14 protein-coding genes are annotated in these 14,861 nt (G+C 62.4%); 9 read left to right on the forward strand and 5 right to left on the reverse strand.

Translation table 11 applies throughout. The annotated features are described in order from the left end of the window. Positions 1–70 precede the first annotated feature (70 nt). Positions 71–1,216, reverse strand: coding sequence for an FMN-dependent L-lactate dehydrogenase LldD (gene lldD / locus APH27_RS05515; protein ID WP_027917706.1), 1,146 nt, complete (start codon positions 1,214–1,216; stop codon positions 71–73). A 63-nt stretch (positions 1,217–1,279) separates the two neighbouring features. Next, a complete protein-coding gene (locus tag APH27_RS05520; RefSeq protein WP_060484220.1) occupies positions 1,280–2,950 on the reverse strand; it encodes a lactate permease LctP family transporter in 1,671 nt (556 codons plus the stop codon). Positions 2,951–3,208: 258 nt separating this feature from the next. On the opposite strand from APH27_RS05520, the gene APH27_RS05525 reads away from it, so the two are divergent. After that, positions 3,209–3,976, forward strand: a complete 768-nt coding sequence (locus tag APH27_RS05525; protein ID WP_060484221.1) for an FCD domain-containing protein — start codon at positions 3,209–3,211, stop codon at positions 3,974–3,976. A 163-nt stretch (positions 3,977–4,139) separates the two neighbouring features. Here APH27_RS05525 and smpB read toward each other — a convergent pair whose 3' ends face one another. Next, positions 4,140–4,622: an SsrA-binding protein SmpB gene (gene smpB / locus APH27_RS05530; protein ID WP_027917703.1), complete on the reverse strand. Its 483-nt coding sequence runs from the start codon at positions 4,620–4,622 to the stop codon at positions 4,140–4,142. A gap of 163 nt (positions 4,623–4,785) precedes the next feature. Here smpB and APH27_RS05535 point away from each other — a divergent pair, with 163 nt between their 5' ends. After that, entirely contained in the window at positions 4,786–5,220 is a 435-nt protein-coding gene (locus tag APH27_RS05535; RefSeq protein WP_027917702.1) for a type II toxin-antitoxin system RatA family toxin, read from the forward strand. Continuing rightward, positions 5,213–5,503: an RnfH family protein gene (locus APH27_RS05540; RefSeq protein WP_082435003.1), complete on the forward strand. Its 291-nt coding sequence runs from the start codon at positions 5,213–5,215 to the stop codon at positions 5,501–5,503. Before APH27_RS05535 ends, APH27_RS05540 begins: the two co-directional genes overlap by 8 nt. Before the next feature lie 61 nt (positions 5,504–5,564). On the opposite strand, the gene APH27_RS05545 is transcribed toward APH27_RS05540, so the two are convergent. Further along, positions 5,565–6,098: an outer membrane protein assembly factor BamE gene (locus tag APH27_RS05545; RefSeq protein WP_027917700.1), complete on the reverse strand. Its 534-nt coding sequence runs from the start codon at positions 6,096–6,098 to the stop codon at positions 5,565–5,567. A 97-nt stretch (positions 6,099–6,195) separates the two neighbouring features. Between APH27_RS05545 and fur the strand changes: the two genes are divergently transcribed. Further along, positions 6,196–6,600, forward strand: a complete 405-nt coding sequence (fur, locus tag APH27_RS05550; protein WP_008096237.1) for a ferric iron uptake transcriptional regulator — start codon at positions 6,196–6,198, stop codon at positions 6,598–6,600. Positions 6,601–6,731: 131 nt separating this feature from the next. Here fur and recN read toward each other — a convergent pair whose 3' ends face one another. Next, positions 6,732–8,405, reverse strand: coding sequence for a DNA repair protein RecN (gene recN / locus APH27_RS05555; protein ID WP_027917699.1), 1,674 nt, complete (start codon positions 8,403–8,405; stop codon positions 6,732–6,734). A gap of 191 nt (positions 8,406–8,596) precedes the next feature. On the opposite strand from recN, the gene grpE reads away from it, so the two are divergent. From grpE to carA, 5 genes are all read left to right on the forward strand, one after another. Then, positions 8,597–9,151, forward strand: a complete 555-nt coding sequence (gene grpE, locus APH27_RS05560; RefSeq protein WP_027917698.1) for a nucleotide exchange factor GrpE — start codon at positions 8,597–8,599, stop codon at positions 9,149–9,151. 102 nt (positions 9,152–9,253) lie between these two features. Beyond that, on the forward strand, positions 9,254–11,179 hold the full coding sequence (dnaK, locus tag APH27_RS05565) for a molecular chaperone DnaK (protein ID WP_027917697.1): 1,926 nt from the start codon (positions 9,254–9,256) through the stop codon (positions 11,177–11,179). 197 nt (positions 11,180–11,376) lie between these two features. After that, positions 11,377–12,501, forward strand: a complete 1,125-nt coding sequence (gene dnaJ, locus APH27_RS05570) for a molecular chaperone DnaJ (protein WP_027917696.1) — start codon at positions 11,377–11,379, stop codon at positions 12,499–12,501. 13 nt (positions 12,502–12,514) lie between these two features. Continuing rightward, entirely contained in the window at positions 12,515–13,318 is an 804-nt protein-coding gene (gene dapB / locus APH27_RS05575; RefSeq protein WP_003249933.1) for a 4-hydroxy-tetrahydrodipicolinate reductase, read from the forward strand. A 332-nt stretch (positions 13,319–13,650) separates the two neighbouring features. Beyond that, positions 13,651–14,787 carry a glutamine-hydrolyzing carbamoyl-phosphate synthase small subunit gene (gene carA / locus APH27_RS05580; protein ID WP_003249935.1) on the forward strand — a complete coding sequence of 379 codons (1,137 nt, stop codon included), beginning with the start codon at positions 13,651–13,653 and terminating at the stop codon, positions 14,785–14,787. Positions 14,788–14,861 lie beyond the last annotated feature (74 nt).

Genomic DNA, 14,861 nt, shown 5'->3' on the forward strand with positions numbered 1-14,861 from the left:
TCTCCTCGCGGGGCCGCGGCGTCTGGCGCGCGGCGTGCCCCGGTCATTCAGGCGGTACGGTTGGAGGCGCTCAGGCGCCCAGTTCGCGGACCAGCGAATCGCGGGTGATCTCGCTGATCGACTTGGCGCCGGTCAGCACCATCGCCACGCGCATTTCTTTCTCGAACAGTTCGAGCAGGTTCTTCACCCCGGCCTGGCCATGCACGGCCAGGGCCCAGAGGAAGGCGCGGCCGATCAGCACGGTGTCGGCGCCGAGGGCGATCATGCGCACTACGTCGAGGCCGCTGCGGATACCGGAGTCGGCGAGAATCTTCAGGTCACCTTTGACGGCATCGGCAATCGCCGGCAGGGCGCGGGCGCTGGACAACACGCCGTCGAGCTGGCGGCCGCCGTGGTTGGACACGACGATGCCGTCGGCGCCGAACTTGACCGCATCACGGGCGTCATCGGCGTCGAGGATGCCTTTGATGATCATCGGGCCGTCCCAGAATTCGCGGATCCACTCCAGGTCCTTCCACGAGATCGACGGGTCGAAGTTGTTGCCCAGCCAGCCAATGTAGTCGGCAAGGCCGGTGGGGTTGCCACGGTATTTGGAGATGTTGCCCAGGTCATGCGGGCGGCCCATCACGCCAACGTCCCACGCCCACTCGGGGTGAGTCATGGCCTGCAGCACGCGGCGCATCGGGCCGTTCGCACCGCTCATGCCGGAGTGGGCATCGCGGTAGCGGGCGCCGGGTACCGGCATGTCGACGGTGAACACCAGGGTCTTCACGCCGGCGGCCTTGGCCCGCTCCAGGGCGTTGCGCATGAAGCCGCGGTCCTTGAGCACGTACAGCTGGAACCACATCGGCCGGTCGATGGCTGGGGCCACTTCTTCGATCGGGCACACCGACACCGTCGACATGGTGAACGGAATGCCGTGGGCCGCTGCCGCACGCGCCGCCTGCACTTCGCCCCGGCGGGCGTACATGCCGGTGAGGCCGACCGGGGCCAGGGCCACGGGCATGCTCAGGGTTTCGTCGAACAGCTTGGTTTCGAGGCTGAGCGCGGACATGTTCTTCAGCACGCGCTGGCGCAGGGCGATGCTGGCCAGGTCCGAGACGTTGTGGCGCAGGGTGTGCTCGGCGTAGGCGCCGCCGTCGGCGTAGTGGAAGAGGAACGGAGGCAGCTTGCGTTGGGCCGCGGCGCGATAGTCGGTGGAGGCGGAAATGATCATGGATTCTCGCAGCGTGGGTTGAAGGAGATGCCGGGCGCGTCACGGCGCCCGGCCCCTTTCACTTTAGTGATGAACCAGCATGCCGGTCAGCCAGTAGGCCTGGATCAAGGTGATCAGGCCGACGATGGTGGCGAAGAACAGGCTGTGCTTGACGGTGAAGCGGAACAGGTCGGATTCCTTGCCGACCAAGCCAGTGGCGGCGCAGGCCACGGCGATCGACTGCGGCGAGATCATCTTGCCGGTCACGCCGCCGCTGGTGTTGGCCGCGACCAGCAGGGTGTCGTTGACCCCGATCTGGTGCGCGGTGGTGGCCTGCAGCGAGCTGAACAGGGCGTTGGACGAGGTGTCGGAACCGGTCAGGAACACGCCCAGCCAGCCGAGGAACGGCGAGAAGAACGGGAAGGCGGCGCCAGTGCCGGCCAGGACCAGGGCCATGGTCGAAGACATGCCCGAGTAGTTGGTGACGAAAGCGAAGGCCAGCACCATGCCGATCGACAGGATTGGCCAGCGCAGTTCCCAGAAGGTTTCTTTGAAAGTGGTCAGACCAATTTTGAAGTTGATCTTCAACACGGCCATGGAGATCAACGCCGAAAGGAAGATCGCGGTACCGGTGGCGGAGATCGGGTCAAGCTTGAACACCGCGGGCATGGCGGTTGGCGCGGTAACGATCGGCGCGGTCTTGATCACCAGCTGGTCCAGGTGCGGGATGGCGAAGTTGAACACGAAGTTGTACATCGCGCCGCCCGGGGCGAAGGCCGCCTTGAACGGTTTGAGGGTCCAGATGGTGACCAGTACGGTGAGGATCAGGAACGGCGACCAGGCCTTGAAGATCTCGCCGAAGCTGTATGGGGTCGGCTGGCTGCCGCTCGGCTGCACTACGGCGGCGCCGACGCTGCCTTTGGCTTCGGCGAAAGAACGCTTGGGCTGCCAGACTTTCAGGAACAAGGTCAGGCAGATCAGGCTGGCCAGGGCCGAGGTGATGTCGGGCAGTTCTGGGCCGATGAAGTTCGAGGTGAAGTACTGGGTCACGGCGAAGCTCAAGCCGGCGACCAGGGCTGCGGGCCAGGTTTCTTTCACGCCGCGCAGGCCGTCCATCATGAACACCAGCCAGAACGGTACGAACAGCGACAGCAGCGGCAGCTGGCGGCCGGTCATGGCGCCGATGTGGAAGGCGTCGATGCCGGTGACCTGGCCGGCCACGATGATCGGGATGCCCAGGGCGCCGAAGGCCACCGGTGCGGTGTTGGCGATCAGGCACAGGCCGGCGGCGTACAGCGGGTTGAAGCCCAGGCCCACCAGCAGTGCGGCAGTGATGGCCACCGGGGCGCCGAAGCCGGCCGCGCCTTCGAGGAAGGCGCCGAAGCAGAAGCCGATCAGCAGCACCTGCAGGCGCTGGTCGTCGGTGATCGACAGCACCGAGCTGCGGATCACTTCGAACTGGCCGCTCTTGACGGTGAGTTTGTAGAGGAACACCGCGGCAACGATGATCCAGGCAATCGGCCAGAGGCCGTAGAGGAAGCCATAACCTGCGGCAGCCAGGGCCATGTCGACAGGCATCTGGAAGGCGAAGATCGCCACCAGGATCGACAGGGCAAGGGTGATGCTGCCAGCCACGTGGCCTTTGAGGCGGAACACGGCCAGGGCCAGGAAGAAGAACACGATAGGGATGACCGCCGCCAGTGCGGACAGGCCGAGACTACCAAGCGGGGTGTAGAGTTGTTGCCAGGTTTGCATATGGGGTGGCCCCTAATTGTTGTTGGTCAGGCACTGGCATTGGATAATTGGTAAGACCAATTTACAATGGCTGGTCGCTAGGTTAAAAGCGCTGTCGTGGGTGTGTCAATTTGTCCCGTGCAAAACTTTGGTCGTGGTTCGATGAACGGGCAGCTGCTTGCTTGCGAAAACCGTCGGCTGATGCGTGCTGGCGCGGCGCGAATCGGCGAGAATAGGCGCCCCCCCTGAAATTTGCTGGGGGTTTGTGGAGAGCACGTGATGGTTTTTGATCAGGTCCGCCAGCGGCGCCTGTCCGACGACATCGTCGATCGGTTGGAAGGGATGATTCTGGAAGGCACGCTGACCTCCGGGCAGCGGCTGCCGGCCGAGCGCGTCCTGGCCGAACAGTTCGGTGTGTCGCGCCCGTCACTGCGTGAGGCGATCCAGAAGCTGGTGGCCAAGGGGTTGCTGGTAAGCCGCCAGGGCGGTGGCAATTACGTGGCCGAATCGCTTGGCTCGACCTTCAGCGACCCGTTGCTGCAGCTGCTTGAGCACAGTGCCGAAGCGCAGCGCGACCTGCTGGAATTCCGCCATACCCTGGAGGCGTCATGCGCCTACTACGCGGCCCAGCGTGCCACCGAGCCGGACCGTGCGCGGCTGAAGGCGGCGTTCGATACCTTGCAGGACTGCTATGCGCGTGCTGACGAGGTGACGCGGGCGGAGGAGGGCGCGGCCGATGCGCGCTTCCACCTGGCGATTGCCGAGGCCAGCCATAACGCCGTGTTGCTGCATACCATTCGTGGCTTGTTCGACCTGCTCAAGCGCAACGTGGTGACCAACATTGGTGGCATGTATCAGCAGCGCACGGAAACACGCGACATGCTGATCAGTCAGCACCGCGAGTTGTACCAGGCGATTGTCGAGGGCAGGGCGGAAGAGGCGCGGGAGGTGTCCAGCCGGCACATTCTGTATGTGCAGGAGGTGCTGGAAGAGGCGCAGGACGAGGCGCAGCGGGTGGCCCGGGCGGAGCGGCGCAGCGGGCGTTGAGCGCACGTGCTTCAGGCTGAGCGCAGCTTTTGTAGGAGCGGCCTTGTGTCGCGAATGGGCTGCGAAGCGGCCCCAGGATTTCAGCTTCGCAGCTGAATTTCCCGGGGCCGCTCTGCGGCCCTTTCGCGACACAAGGCCGCTCCTACAGCGGGCGGGGCTAGGATTATTCTTCCTTGCCCTTGTTCCGCACCGCACGCTGCAGCTCGCGGTTGGAGTCGCGTTCGCGCATGGTGTCGCGCTTGTCGAACTCCTTCTTGCCCTTGCCAAGCGCGATCTCGCACTTGATCAGGTGCTTGCTCCAGTACAGCGCCAGGGCCACACAGGTGTAGCCCTTTTGCGCCACGGCGGCTTCCACGCGCTCGAGCTCGCGCTTGTTCAGCAGCAGCTTGCGGGTGCGCATGGGGTCGGCGATGACGTGGGTGCTGGCGGTGTTCAGCGGGGTGATGTGGCTGCCGAACAGCCAGGCTTCGCCATCCTTGAGCAGCACGTAGCTGTCGGTCAGGTGCGCTTTGCCGGCCCGCAGGCTCTTTACTTCCCAACCGGACAGGACCAGCCCGGCCTCGAACTTGTGTTCGATGAAGTAATCGTGTCGCGCTTTCTTGTTCTGCGCGATGGTCCCGGTCGGATGTTTCTTTTGTTTAGCCATAGGGGCGGCATTATAGGCAAGTCATCGCGCGGTCGGCTATGGGATTTCGGTGTGCTTGAGCCACTGCAATGAATACCGGACAATACAAGGCCTGTTCTATGCACAGAACCTGTTTTCGGCACGCTGCGAAGCGCCGCCACCCAGCCTTGGAAGTGACGCCTGGATGACTACCCATATTCAACGCTCCGCCCTGCTGCCGTACCCTGCCCAGGCACTCTACGATCTGGTCAACGACGTGGCCAGCTACCCTGAATTCCTGCCGTGGTGCTCGGCGTCGACGGTGATCGAGGCCAGTGACACGCACATGCGTGCGAAGCTGGAAGTGGCCAAGGGGGGCATGAGCCAGCAGTTCGTCACGAGCAATGTGCTGGTGCCGGGGCAGTCCATCGAGATGAACCTGGAAGAGGGGCCGTTTACTCAACTGCATGGTCTGTGGGTGTTCAAGCCGCTTGGTGAAAAAGCCTGCAAGATCAGCCTCGACCTGACTTTCGACTACGCCGGTGCGCTGGTGCGCGCCACGCTGGGGCCGCTGTTCAACCAGGCGGCCAATACCCTGGTGGATGCCTTCTGTCAGCGTGCCAAGCAGCTCAATGGTTAATGTCGAGGTGGCCTACGCCACGGCGGAGCGCCAGTGGCTGTTGGCCTGTGAAGTGCCGGGTGGGGTGGCCGTGCGCGAAGCGCTGCGCCTGTCCGGCATTGCCGGGCAAGTCGGTGGGCTGGATATCGAGCAATGCCCTGTAGGCATTTTCGGCAAAGTGGTTGCGGATGCGCACGAGCGCCTGGTCGAGGAGGGGGACCGTCTGGAAATCTACCGGCCTCTGCTGCTCGACCCGGTCGAGGCGCGCAGGCAGCGAGCTGCACAGGCCAAGGCCAAGCGCTAGCTGATCTGGCTGACAATAAAAAGCCCGGACCATGGTCCGGGCTTTTTCATCTGGCCGGCAATTACTGCGGCGAGGTTTCCAGCGGCGCTGGCGTCGGGACCGGGGTGGTCTCGATGGTGTCGATCTCGCGCTGGATGGACTCTTCCGTCGAGCCTGGCTTGGCCGGTTTTTCTGCCGGTTGCGGCTTGGCCTGCTCTGGCTGGGCTTCCGGGCTGACCGTGGTGGTGTTGCTGCCACCGAGGATTTCCTGGTCGCGGCTCACGCCTGGCATGAAGTCACCCGACAGGCTGACCAGTTGGTCGCTGTCGTTGAAGAAGATGCTCATGCGTTCCTGCTGGCGTTTGCCGCCACCCGGTTGCAGGCTGTACAGGTAATCCCAACGGTTGGTGTTGAACGTATCCTGCAGCAGCGGGTTGCCCATGATAAACCTTACTTGCCGACGGGTCATTCCGGGGCGTAATTGGTCTATCATGTCTTGCGTGACGACATTGCCCTGCTGGATGTCGATTTTGTAAACCCCGGGAAACGAGCAACCGGCGAGTGCGAGCAGTCCCGCGAGGGCGAGGCTGTTTAGCAAGAGCTTGGTGTTTTGCATCGGTGGGCGACTTCCACTATCTTGGCTGGACAACGTAAACCCCGATCATACCCGTATTAGTAGAAGCTGCGAAGCAGCATCGGCGAGAAAGCTGACCATGGTTGAAAATAGCGAATTGCGCAAAGCCGGCCTCAAGGTGACCCTGCCTCGAGTCAAGATCCTTCAAATGCTCGACTCCACCGAGCAACGTCACATGAGTGCTGAGGATGTCTACAAGGCGCTGATGGAGGCTGGCGAGGACGTCGGTCTGGCAACCGTCTATCGCGTACTGACCCAGTTCGAAGCAGCTGGTCTGGTGGTACGCCACAACTTCGACGGTGGCCACGCGGTGTTCGAGCTGGCTGACGGCGGTCACCACGACCATATGGTCAACGTGGAGACCAGTGAAGTGATCGAGTTCATGGACGCTGAAATCGAGCGTCGCCAGAAAGAGATCGTGGCCGAGCATGGCTACGAGCTCGTGGACCATAACCTGGTCCTTTATGTGCGTAAGAAAAAGTAACGATTTAGCGCGTTACGAATGACAAAGGCGACCTTCGGGTCGCCTTTGTGCTTTCTGAGTTGAAGTTATCAGGGAGGTGACCCCTGTAGGAGCGGCCTTGCCGGGGCGCTCCTACAAAAGTCGCGACAGCTTCAGGCCTTGCCGGAAACCACCATCTTGCGCGCATGCGCCAGGGATTCCTTGGTCAGGTCGATGCCGCCGAGCATCCGCGCCACTTCCTCGACCCGCTCGCGCTTGCCCAGGCTGGCCACTGCGGTATGGGTGGTGTCGCTGTTGCGTACCTTGTGCACGAACAGGTGATGGTGCCCTTGCGCAGCCACCTGCGGCAGGTGCGTCACGGTCAGTACCTGGCCGCGTTCGCCCAGGCGGCGTAGCAGCTGGCCGACGATTTCGGCTGTCGGGCCGCCGATTCCGACGTCGACTTCGTCGAATACCAAGGTCGGAATGCGCGAGGTTTGCGCCGTGATCACCTGAATTGCCAGGCTGATACGCGACAGCTCGCCCCCAGACGCCACCTTGGCCAGGCCCTTGAGCGGCTGGCCGGGGTTGGCGCTGACCAGCAGTTCGATCTGCTCCAGGCCGTGCGGTGACAGGTCGTTACCTTCGTTGGGCGTGAGTTCGATGCAGAACCGGCCACCTGGCATGCCCAGGCGCTGGATTTCCTGTTCAACCGCGACGGCCAACTGCTTGGCTGCCTGCTGGCGTAGGGCGCTCAGCTCCAGTGCCTTTTCTTTATAGTGCTGGGCGAAGGCGCCGAGCTCCTCGCCCAGGCGCTCGATCGACTCGTCACTGGCGTTCAGGCCTTCCAGTTCGTCCATCAGCTGTTGCTGCAGGTGCGGCAGCTCGGTGGGGTGCACCCGATGTTTGCGCGCCAGCGTATAGATGGTGTCGAGGCGCTCTTCCAGGGCTTGCAGGCGCATGGGGTCGGCATCGAAGTTGTCGAGGAAGCGGTTGAGTTCGCCCATCGCTTCTTCTACCTGAATCTGTGCGCTGGCGATCATGTTCGCGGCCTCGCCCAGCGCGCGCGGGGCGTTCGCTGCAGCGCCGAGGCGGTTGAGGCTGGAGGTGAGGGCGCTGAGCACGTTGCCCGAATCGCTCTCGCTGCACTGGTCGATGACCTGGCGGCAGATGCCGAACAGGGCTTCGGCATTGGTCAGATTCTTGTGCTCCTGCTCCAGATGCTCCAGTTCGTTCTCGCCCAGGCCGAGGTTGTCGAGCTCTTCAAGCTGATAGCTGAGCAGCTGATGGCGGGCGCGTTGCTCGTCGCCGGAATTGCTCAGTCGCTCGAGCTCCAGGCGGGTCTGGTTCCAGCGCTTGGCGGCAAGCTGCACCTGGCGGGCCAGGTCGATGGCGCCGGCGTACTCGTCCACCAGGCGGCGGTGGGTGTCGGTTTTCAGTAGCGACTGGTGTTCATGCTGGCTGTGGATATCGATCAGCAGCTCGCCAAGTGCCTTGAGGTCGCCGAGCGGGCAAGGGGTGCCGTTGATGTAGCCGCGGCTACGGCCTTCTGCGGTGATGACCCGGCGCAAAATGCACAACCCGTCGTTGTCCAGGTCGCGCTCCGCCAGCCAGGCATGGGCTTCGGGGATGTCCACCAGGTCGAATGTGGCAAGGATGTCTGCCTTGTCGGTGCCGGGGCGCACCACGCCACTGTCGGCGCGGTCGCCCAGGGCCAGGCCGAGGGCGTCGAGCATGATCGACTTGCCTGCGCCGGTCTCGCCGGTGATGACCGACATGCCGCGGGCGATTTCGAGGTCGAGGTGCTCGACGATGGCGTAGTTGTGAATGGACAGGTGCACCAGCATGGGGGCGGCTCCCGAAGTTCAGGTCTGGTTATTTATACAGTACTTTTTTCGAGCCTGCCAATGCCCTCTGGCGGATTCTGTTGTGGCCCTGAAAACCCACTTGCCCCTTGAACCTGTTTTTTCCGGCCCCATATAGCCGGCAGACACGGCGAGCTTTGCTCGTACAACAGAAATTGCGGAGGAGAGACCCCATGGCTGACGAACAGCTGAATGAAAAAGACCTTAATGCCGAAGAGGCTGGTGCAGTGGATAACGGCGCCCGCGTTCAGGAGCTCGAGGAGCAGCTGGCCGCCGCCAAGGATCAGTCCCTGCGTGTCGCAGCAGAAGCGCAGAACAGCATTCGTCGCGCTGAGCAGGAGGTCGACAAGGCCCGCAAGTTCGCCCTCGAGAAGTTTGCTGGCGACCTGCTGCCGGTGATCGACAGCCTTGAGCTGGCCCTGGCGCACTCCAGTGCCGACGACGAACAGGTCAAGACCATCCGTGATGGCGTCGAGCTGACCCTGAAGATGTTCCAGGACACCCTCAAGCGCTACAACCTCGAAGCCATCGACCCGCACGGCCAGCCATTCAACGCCGAGCACCACCAGGCGATGGCCATGCAGGAAAGCGCCGACGTAGAGCCGAACAGCGTGCTCAACGTGTTCCAGAAGGGTTACCTGCTCAACGGTCGCCTGCTGCGCCCCGCCATGGTGGTGGTGAGCAAGGCACCGGCAGCCCAGCAACCTTCTATCGATGAGAAGGCTTGAAATCTGTCGGGGCACCCCCATCTAGGTGTCAAGCGTTCAAGTATTACCGCAGTTGGCCAGAAGTAGCCGCTGCCACCAAATTCAAGTTTCGGGAGAGCTAACATGGGCAAAATCATCGGTATCGACCTGGGGACCACCAACTCGTGCGTCTCCATTCTGGAAAACGGTAACGTCAAGGTCATCGAAAACGCCGAAGGCGCGCGTACCACCCCTTCGATCGTGGCCTACGCCAACGACGGCGAAATCCTGGTGGGTCAGTCGGCCAAGCGCCAGGCAGTCACCAACCCGCACAACACCCTGTTCGCAGTGAAGCGCCTGATCGGCCGCCGCTTCGAAGAAGACGTCGTGCAAAAAGACATCAAGCTGGTGCCATACAAGATCGTCAAAGGCGGTAACGGCGACGCTTGGGTGCAGGCCAGCGGCAAGGACATGGCGCCACCACAGATCAGCGCCGAAGTACTGAAGAAAATGAAGAAGACCGCCGAAGACTACCTCGGCGAGCCTGTCACCGAAGCGGTCATTACCGTTCCGGCCTACTTCAACGACAGCCAGCGCCAGGCCACCAAGGATGCCGGCCGCATCGCCGGTCTGGACGTCAAGCGCATCATCAACGAGCCGACCGCCGCTGCGCTGGCTTACGGCATGGACAAGGCCAAGGGCGACCACACCGTCATCGTTTATGACCTGGGTGGTGGTACCTTCGACGTTTCGGTCATCGAAATCGCCGAAGTCGACGGTGAGCACCAGTTCGAAGTACTGGCCACCAACGGCGACACCTTCCTGGGTGGCGAAGACTTCGACATGCGCCTGATCGATTACCTCGTGGACGAGTTCAAGAAAGAGTCCGGCATGGACCTGAAGAACGACCCACTGGCGCTGCAGCGTCTGAAAGAAGCTGCTGAAAAAGCCAAGATCGAGCTGTCCTCCGCTCAGTCGACCGACGTCAACCTGCCGTACATCACTGCAGACGCGACCGGTCCGAAGCACCTGAACGTGAAGATCTCCCGCGCCAAGCTGGAGTCGCTGGTCGAAGACCTGGTCAACCGTACCATCGAGCCTTGCCGCATCGCTCTGAAAGACGCCGGCATCGACGCCAGCAAGATCGACGACGTGATCCTGGTCGGTGGCCAGACCCGTATGCCGATGGTGCAGAAGGCTGTTGCCGACTTCTTCGGTAAAGAAGCGCGCAAGGACGTCAACCCGGACGAAGCCGTGGCCATGGGTGCTGCTATCCAGGGCGCCGTGCTGGCCGGTGACGTAAAAGACGTACTGCTGCTGGACGTCAGCCCGCTGACCCTGGGTATCGAAACCATGGGCGGCGTGATGACTGCGCTGATCGAGAAGAACACCACCATCCCGACCAAGAAGTCGCAGGTGTTCTCGACTGCCGACGATAACCAGAGCGCCGTGACCATCCACGTGCTGCAGGGTGAGCGTAAGCAGGCCGCGCAGAACAAGTCGCTGGGCAAGTTCGACCTGGCTGACATTCCGCCAGCGCCACGTGGCGTACCGCAGATTGAAGTGACCTTCGACATCGACGCCAACGGCATCCTGCACGTCGGCGCCAAAGACAAGGCCACCGGCAAGGCTCAGTCGATCGTGATCAAGGCCAACTCCGGCCTGTCCGACGAAGAAATCGAGCGCATGGTGCGTGACGCCGAGGCCAACGCCGAGGAAGACCGCAAGTTCGAAGAGCTGGCCGCTGCCCGTAACCAGGGTGACGCGCTGGTGCACTCGACTCGCAAAATGGTTGCTGACGCGGGTGACAAGGTCACTGCTGAAGAGAAAACCGCGATCGAAGCTGCCGTGGTTGCCCTGGAAGCCGCTGTCAAAGGCGACGACAAGGCTGCCATCGACGCCAAGGTCGAAGAGCTGTCCAAGGTCTCGGCACCCGTTGCTCAGAAGATGTACGCCGAGCAGCAGGCCGAACAGCCTCAGGGCGGCGCGCAGCAAGCCGAGCCGGAAGCCAAGCACGATGACGTGGTTGACGCCGAGTTCGAAGAAGTGAAAGGCGACGACAAGAAGTAAGCGTTGCATGCTGTCGACCCGTTCACCGGCTTGAGCTTGTGAACTGGTAGGATGTCGCCGCGCGGGGGCTTGCTCCCGCGTTGGCGTATCTGGAATTCGAGATTTTTTACAGCATTTGTCCACGCCATTCGTGGTGTGCAGGCAGGTGCTGACGGCGCGGCGCAGATGCCGGACGCCCCACAAGGTGCAAATGACCTATGTCCAAGCGTGATTATTATGAGGTCCTGGGTGTCGAGCGCGGCGCCAGCGAAGCTGACCTCAAGAAGGCCTACCGCCGCCTGGCGATGAAATACCACCCGGACCGCAACCCGGGCGATAAAGAGTCGGAAGACAAGTTCAAGGAGGCCAACGAGGCCTACGAAGTGCTGTCCGATGCGAGCAAGCGTGCGGCATTCGACCAGTACGGCCATGCCGGCGTCGACCCGAGCATGGGTGGCGGTGGTGCCGGCTTCGGTGGCGCCAACTTCTCCGACATCTTCGGTGATGTGTTCAGCGACTTCTTTGGTGGCGGTCGCGGCGGTGGCCGTGGCGGTGCCCAGCGTGGCAGCGACCTGCGCTACACCCTGGAACTGAACCTGGAAGAAGCGGTGCGTGGCACTACGGTCAGCATCCGCGTGCCAACGTTGGTCAACTGCAAGCCGTGCGATGGCTCCGGCGCCAAGAAGGGCTCGACCCCGTCGACCTGCCCGACCTGTGGCGGTATTGGCCAGGTGCGCATGCAGCAAGGCTTCTTCTCGGTGCAGCAGACCTGTCCGCGCTGCCACGGCCAGGGCAAGATCATCACCGACCCGTGCACTTCGTGCCATGGCGAAGGCCGTGTCGAGGAATACAAGACGCTGTCGGTCAAGGTGCCAGCTGGCGTCGATACCGGCGACCGCATCCGGCTGTCTGGCGAGGGCGAGGCGGGTACCCACGGTGGCCCGACCGGCGACCTGTACGTTGTGATCAGCGTGCGCGAACACGAGATCTTCCAGCGCGACGGCAAGCACCTGTATTGCGAAGTGCCAATCAGCTACACCGATGCTGCCCTGGGTGGCGAGCTGGAAGTGCCGACCCTCGATGGTCGCGTGAAGCTGAAAATTCCCGAAGGCACCCAGACCGGCAAGCAGTTCCGCTTGCGTGGCAAGGGTGTGGCGCCAGTGCGTGGCGGTGGTGCAGGTGACCTGCTGTGCCGCGTGGCGGTGGAAACCCCGGTCAATCTCAGCCGCCGCCAGCGTGAGCTGCTCGAAGAGCTGCGCAGTTCGCTGGAAGGCGACAGCTCCCATTCGCCCAAGGCCAGTGGCTGGTTCGATGGCGTGAAGCGCTTCTTCGGCGATCTCTGACAAGGAAATGGCTATGCGACGTATTGCAGTGATGGGCGCGGCAGGGCGGATGGGCAAAACCCTTATCGAAGCCGTGCAGCAAACCCCGGGTGCAGGGCTGACGGCGGCAATCGACCGCCCGGATAGTTCGCTCGTCGGCGCTGATGCTGGTGAGCTGGCGGCCCTCGGTCGAATTGGTGTTCTGCTGTCCGATGACCTGGCCAAAGTCGCCGACGAATTCGACGTGCTGATTGATTTTACTCATCCGTCGGTGACCCTGAAGAACCTGGCCTTCTGCCGTAAGCACGGCAAGGCCATGATCATCGGCACCACCGGTTTTACGGTCGAGGAAAAGCAGCTGCTGGCCGAGGCGGGCAAAGATATCCCGATCGTGTTCGCGGCCAACTTCAGTGTGGGTGTCAACCTTAGCCTCAAGCTGCTCGATATGGCGGCGCGGGTGCTGGGCGATGATGTCGACATCGAGATTATCGAAGCGCATCACCGGCACAAGGTTGATGCCCCCTCCGGCACCGCGCTGCGCATGGGTGAAGTGGTTGCCAATGCGCTAGGGCGTGATCTGCAGGAAGTCGCTGTGTATGGTCGTGAAGGCCAGACCGGCGCGCGTGATCGCAAGACCATCGGTTTCGCCACTGTGCGTGCCGGCGATGTGGTGGGTGATCACACCGTACTGTTTGCTGCCGAAGGCGAGCGCCTTGAAATCACCCACAAAGCCTCCAGCCGCATGACCTTCGCCAAGGGTGCGGTGCGTGCAGCGCTGTGGCTTGATGGGCGTGAGCCGGGCCTCTACGACATGCAGGACGTGCTCGAGCTGCGCTGATCGGTTCGAGCGGTGTTGGCTTCTTCGCGGGTAAACCCGCTTCCACAGGATTTATGCATGGCTTAAGTGCTTCTGTGCGGTCACTGTGGGAGTGGGCTTGCCCGCGAAGAGGGCAGCACAGGAATGACGCTCTGTCGCAATCATGTGTTTTAGAGGCACATATGCGGTAGACCGAAAACGCACTTTTCTGTAAGCTACAGCTTTAGTGTGTCCACTAAAAGCGCGCAGCGAATTGAATTCAGCACATAAAAGCGGGGTGACGTGTCCATACGTCACTCCGCTTTTTTGCAACCTGCGATCGCCCTTTCATGCTTGATTTACGGGAGGTCTTCTTGACAAAGCCAGCCATACTCGCCCTTGCCGACGGCAGTATTTTCCGCGGTGAAGCCATCGGTGCCGACGGTCAGACCGTTGGTGAGGTGGTATTCAACACCGCTATGACCGGCTACCAGGAAATCCTTACAGACCCTTCCTACGCGCAGCAGATCGTTACCCTGACCTACCCGCACATCGGCAATACCGGTACTACACCGGAAGATGCCGAGTCGAACCGTGTCTGGTCCGCTGGCCTGGTCATCCGTGACCTGCCGCTGCTGGCCAGCAACTGGCGTAACACCCAGTCGCTGCCTGAGTACCTCAAGGCCAACAACGTCGTCGCCATCGCCGGCATCGACACCCGCCGCCTGACCCGTATCCTGCGCGAAAAAGGCGCTCAGAACGGCTGCATCCTGGCTGGTGACAACATCAGCGAAGAAGCCGCCATCGCTGCTGCCCGCGGCTTCCCAGGCCTGAAGGGCATGGACCTGGCCAAGGTCGTCTCCACCAAGGAACGCTACGAGTGGCGCTCCAGCGTGTGGGAACTGAAAACCGACAGCCACCCGACCATCGACGCTGCCGACCTGCCGTACCACGTGGTCGCCTTCGACTACGGCGTCAAGCTGAACATCCTGCGCATGCTGGTCGCTCGCGGCTGCCGCGTGACCGTGGTGCCTGCCCAGACGCCGGCCAGCGAAGTGCTGGCGCTGAATCCGGACGGCGTGTTCCTGTCCAACGGCCCTGGTGATCCGGAGCCATGCGACTACGCGATCCAGGCGATCAAGGAAATCCTCGAGACCGAGATCCCGGTCTTCGGTATCTGCCTCGGCCACCAGCTGCTGGCCCTGGCCTCCGGCGCCAAGACCGTGAAGATGGGCCACGGTCACCACGGTGCCAACCACCCGGTCCAGGACCTGGACACCGGCGTGGTCATGATCACCAGCCAGAACCACGGTTTCGCCGTTGACGAAGCCACCCTGCCGGGCAACGTCCGCGCCATCCACAAGTCGCTGTTCGACGGCACCCTGCAGGGTATCGAGCGCACCGACAAGAGCGCGTTCAGCTTCCAGGGTCACCCTGAAGCGAGCCCAGGCCCGACCGACGTCGCGCCACTGTTCGATCGTTTCACCGATGCCATGGCCAAGCGCCGCTGAGCATCCTGCATCAAGGCCCCGGGCCGGCTCGCGCCGCGCCCGGAAGCGCCTGACCCAGATTGTTCAAGACGGCT

Origin of the sequence: Pseudomonas sp. NBRC 111123 (genome assembly GCF_001320205.1) — a bacterium.
Classification (GTDB): domain Bacteria; phylum Pseudomonadota; class Gammaproteobacteria; order Pseudomonadales; family Pseudomonadaceae; genus Aquipseudomonas; species Aquipseudomonas putida_J.

What these genes read in the sequence shown, in the direction of transcription:
- lldD (WP_027917706.1), bottom strand. Translation starts at nt 1,216, where the DNA reads ATGATCATTTCCGCCTCCACCGACTATCGCGCCGCGGCCCAACGCAAG.
- APH27_RS05520 (WP_060484220.1), bottom strand. Translation starts at nt 2,950, where the DNA reads ATGCAAACCTGGCAACAACTCTACACCCCGCTTGGTAGTCTCGGCCTG.
- APH27_RS05525 (WP_060484221.1), top strand. Translation starts at nt 3,209, where the DNA reads ATGGTTTTTGATCAGGTCCGCCAGCGGCGCCTGTCCGACGACATCGTC.
- smpB (WP_027917703.1), bottom strand. Translation starts at nt 4,622, where the DNA reads ATGGCTAAACAAAAGAAACATCCGACCGGGACCATCGCGCAGAACAAG.
- APH27_RS05535 (WP_027917702.1), top strand. Translation starts at nt 4,786, where the DNA reads ATGACTACCCATATTCAACGCTCCGCCCTGCTGCCGTACCCTGCCCAG.
- APH27_RS05540 (WP_082435003.1), top strand. Translation starts at nt 5,213, where the DNA reads ATGGTTAATGTCGAGGTGGCCTACGCCACGGCGGAGCGCCAGTGGCTG.
- APH27_RS05545 (WP_027917700.1), bottom strand. Translation starts at nt 6,098, where the DNA reads ATGCAAAACACCAAGCTCTTGCTAAACAGCCTCGCCCTCGCGGGACTG.
- fur (WP_008096237.1), top strand. Translation starts at nt 6,196, where the DNA reads ATGGTTGAAAATAGCGAATTGCGCAAAGCCGGCCTCAAGGTGACCCTG.
- recN (WP_027917699.1), bottom strand. Translation starts at nt 8,405, where the DNA reads ATGCTGGTGCACCTGTCCATTCACAACTACGCCATCGTCGAGCACCTC.
- grpE (WP_027917698.1), top strand. Translation starts at nt 8,597, where the DNA reads ATGGCTGACGAACAGCTGAATGAAAAAGACCTTAATGCCGAAGAGGCT.
- dnaK (WP_027917697.1), top strand. Translation starts at nt 9,254, where the DNA reads ATGGGCAAAATCATCGGTATCGACCTGGGGACCACCAACTCGTGCGTC.
- dnaJ (WP_027917696.1), top strand. Translation starts at nt 11,377, where the DNA reads ATGTCCAAGCGTGATTATTATGAGGTCCTGGGTGTCGAGCGCGGCGCC.
- dapB (WP_003249933.1), top strand. Translation starts at nt 12,515, where the DNA reads ATGCGACGTATTGCAGTGATGGGCGCGGCAGGGCGGATGGGCAAAACC.